This window comes from Streptomyces sp. NPDC028722 (assembly GCF_040637655.1).
GTDB lineage: Bacteria > Actinomycetota > Actinomycetes > Streptomycetales > Streptomycetaceae > Streptomyces.
Map to the genome: position 1 here is coordinate 1 of NZ_JBEZWU010000083.1, position 3,282 is coordinate 3,282.

The 3,282-nt window shown below is 68.1% G+C and carries 4 protein-coding genes and 1 pseudogene; all 5 read left to right on the forward strand.

The features are described from left to right. Nucleotides 1–93: 93 nt before the first annotated feature. Nucleotides 94–391, forward strand: a pseudogene (locus AB0F03_RS37885) (hypothetical protein); the annotation flags it as partial. Nucleotides 392–1,199: 808 nt separating this feature from the next. Further along, the gene (locus AB0F03_RS37890; RefSeq protein WP_362001046.1) at nucleotides 1,200–1,394 is read left to right on the forward strand and encodes a hypothetical protein; all 195 of its coding nucleotides are present in this window, start codon (nucleotides 1,200–1,202) and stop codon (nucleotides 1,392–1,394) included. Next, complete coding sequence (locus AB0F03_RS37895; RefSeq protein ID WP_362001048.1) at nucleotides 1,388–1,477, forward strand: DUF3892 domain-containing protein; 90 nt, start codon at nucleotides 1,388–1,390, stop codon at nucleotides 1,475–1,477. The genes AB0F03_RS37890 and AB0F03_RS37895 overlap by 7 nt, the downstream gene beginning before the upstream one ends. Before the next feature lie 201 nt (nucleotides 1,478–1,678). Then, nucleotides 1,679–2,680, forward strand: a complete 1,002-nt coding sequence (locus AB0F03_RS37900; RefSeq protein ID WP_362001050.1) for a CBASS oligonucleotide cyclase — start codon at nucleotides 1,679–1,681, stop codon at nucleotides 2,678–2,680. Between the two features lie 157 nt (nucleotides 2,681–2,837). Further along, nucleotides 2,838–3,191: a hypothetical protein gene (locus AB0F03_RS37905; RefSeq protein WP_362001053.1), complete on the forward strand. Its 354-nt coding sequence runs from the start codon at nucleotides 2,838–2,840 to the stop codon at nucleotides 3,189–3,191. The last annotated feature ends 91 nt before the right edge of the window (nucleotides 3,192–3,282 follow it).

A 3,282-nucleotide genomic window follows, 5' to 3' on the forward strand; every position in this document is an offset into this window, starting at 1 on the left:
GCCACCCGGTACGACAAGACCACCGAGTCCTACCAAGCAGCCGTCACCCTCGCAGCCCTGCTGATGTGGGCGTGACGTTTGACGACAGAACCTAGTACTGGTTTGGTGATCGACACTCGGGCCCGGTTCGGGCACCGCGGCGCCCGGTACCACTGACGACGCCCGCATCCGCCACTTCACCCTCGCTCTGCCCCCCGTCCACGCCTCCCGCCTCCTCGACGCCCAGCAGGCAGGCGCCGGCGAGCAGCAGTTGCGCGCTATCACCGCCGAGGCGTTGGGGGAGGTGTACTTCCGCGACGGTGGTCGCCGCGCCCACGGTCTGGAGGTGGAGTGTGAGTTCTTGGGTTCGATCCGTTCACTAGACGGCCGTGAGCTGCTGTCTCAGGTCTGAGCTGGAGACTTCGTGGCGTGAGCAGCGTGCCATCTGAACAGCGCAAATTGCGATAGGTGAACTCATGGCCATTGGCGCGCGGGGGCTGTGGGCTGCGAGTCCGTGAATGAGCTGGAATCTCGGAGATGTCTCGGGAATCTCTATGACTCTGGCGGCATTTGTGCAGGTCAGAGCGGCGGTCGATCGTGGTGCACAATGGCTGTTCAGCGCAGCGTGCAGGGGCTCAAGGGGCCGGGATCCGAGAAAGGGTCCGCAGGCTCGCCTGCAGTTGTGGCGGCTTGCTCGACTCTCCGACTGGGGGTGTCCTGCTGGCGCCTCAACGCGGGTGTATCCGGCCCTACTTGAGGCACACGCGATCGTCACGCCGCTGGCGGTTCATCCTGACTTGCTCAAGCCTTCGGCAGCAGGTTTCTGACGAGGTGTCAGGGTGTCTACGGGCTAAGGGTGCACTTCTTTGGTCTGACCGGCGCGTGTTACCTGGTGTGGGGGAGGCGACAGGTGTATGCAGACAGGGAGCCTCATGCCGCGTCCCCCGCTGTCCCGAGTGCGGCCGCTGTGCCTGTCCGTCGCGCGTGACTGAGCGCCTGTGCCCGGGATGCTTCATCCGGCATCCGCCCGCGATGTTCGCGGACGGCTCCGACCGCTGCCTCGAATGTTCCTGACGTCCCGTCGGCCCCTTGAGGGCACTCTCGCTTCTCTACCCGCGAGTTACGTCGTCCGTCCCGGGCGAAGCACCCCGCACCGGGGTGACGGGACCTGGCGCCGGCTCCGGGGCCCCGTCGGGCAAGGCCGGCAGAAGAAGAGAACGATGGCCATCCAGATCACCTCGGTACGCCTGTCCGGCGGCACCACGCACCAGCACATCACCCGCCTGTGGTGGACCAACCCGGAGACCACCAAGAGCGGCGACAACACCCGGGCGGAGCTCGTCACCTGGATCCAGAAAAGGGCCAGGCGTACACGAGCGACGCGGGCGGGCACCGGGCGACGGTCGCCGTGGTGACCCCGCCGCGCGGCGAGAAGTACCTGCAGACCCACGCCGACGGGGTGTGGACCAACAACCTGCTGGCCCTGCCCCGCCGCTGAACAAGTCCAGGCCCCGGGTGGGAACGGGCGAGTCGGCCGCGCCGCCTGCGGCGTGCGCGGCCGACTCGCCCGCGGCCCCCGGCCGACGGCACAGCGCGCGCCCCGGCCCGCGTGCGTCCGGCCGCACGGGGCTGACTGTCAGTGCCGGGTGATACAGCTTCTAGCCGGTGCGGGAGGCCCGCACCGGGAAGGCAGGACGGGATGGCTGCAGAACGACACGTTGATCACAAGGTCCTCAAGGCCTTCGCCGAGACCAGGGTCAATGTGCCTGCCCAGGAGGCGGCGGAACGCCGCCGTCAGGTCAACCACCTGCGTGACCGGCTGGAGGGGCACATCGCCGCGCACCCGGACTTCGACCTGGTCAAGCTCCGCGCCTCCGGCAGTACCGCCAAGTTCACCGCCATCCAGCGCCGCGGCGGCGGATCCGACGCGGATGTGGCCGCCTACCTGCGGACCGCCGACCCCGGCGTGGATGAGGCCAGCCTGCTGGAGTGGCTGCGGGAGCGCTGCATCCAGGTCTACGGCGACACGAAGGTCGCCGACGACTTCAAGATCTCCGACCACGCGGTCGGGATCACCCTCCGCGGCTCCGGCCTGAAGATCGACGTCGCACCGGTGCTGTACACCGGAGAGCCGGACGACAAGGGGTATCTGGTTACCCGTCAGGGCACCAGGGTCCTCACCTCCGTCACCCTGCACCTGCGGTTCATCGAGAAACGCAAAAGCAGCGACGCCGCCGGCCCCGGCTACACCGAGCTGATCCGCCTGCTGAAGGCGTGGATCCGCCAGAGCAAGCTGCACGATCCGGACCTGCGTTGCAAGAGCTTCCTCCTTGAGCTCCTGGTCGCCCACCTGTGGGAGACCGGATGGAACGGAGAACTGCTCCAGGTCAACGACTACCCCCGGGCCATCGAGCAGGTGCTGGCCTACATCGCCCGCACCGGCCTTGAGCGGCCGATCGTCTTCACCGACTTCTACCCGGCCGGCGACGTCGCCTCCTCGTCCGCCCCCATCCAGGTGTGGGACCCCGTCAACCCCGACAACAACGTCGCCGGCACCTACAGCGAGCAGGACCGCCTGCGGCTGGTCGAGCACGCCAACACCGCGCTGGAAGACGTCGCCTGGGCGGCGAGCGCGCCGACGAGGGGCGAGGCGAACGACGCCTGGCGCGAGCTGTTCGGCCCCACCTTCCAGGGAGCGTGAGCATGACTGGCTCGTCCACCAGGTCGTCCTCGTTCACGCTCACCGACGCCCGCTACGTCGGCGCCAAGATCGGAGCCGATCTCCGCCTCCTCAACGGCTACTACGGGGCCCCGCCCTGGCCATCATCGACGACTACGTCGAAGAGGTCGCCCTGCTGCTGCGCGACGGCTACCTCGACACCGTCGACTACGGCTTCCGTGAGACGGCCACCAACACCTGGAAGCTGCGCTTGCGCTACAAGGCCACCCTCGGCGGGCAGCTCACCGACGGTCGCCCCGGCAGCCTGCCCCGCGCCGCCGAGCTCGCCGGCTACGGCTTCCACAGCTACCTCACCTACAGCACCGCCTACGGGGCCTTGACCGCCGCCGAACGGGTCGCGGTCAAAGAAGACCTGCCGATCAAGCGCACGGCCGGCCATGCCCCCACCGCCCTGTCCGGCACCACCACCACGGGCAACGGCTACGCCCGCAACGGTGCCGGTGTCTGCCGCGACGTCTACCTCGCCCACTAGGCAGTGTCTTCAATTGATCTTGAGTCGTGGATCATGGTCGGGTGATACGTCGTCATGAACTGACCGACATGGAGTGGGAGTTCGTCCGGCC

Bases quoted from the DNA above. Each gene is read 5' to 3' on its own strand.
- AB0F03_RS37890 (WP_362001046.1), top strand. From the start codon at position 1,200: ATGGCCATCCAGATCACCTCGGTACGCCTGTCCGGCGGCACCACGCAC.
- AB0F03_RS37900 (WP_362001050.1), top strand. From the start codon at position 1,679: ATGGCTGCAGAACGACACGTTGATCACAAGGTCCTCAAGGCCTTCGCC.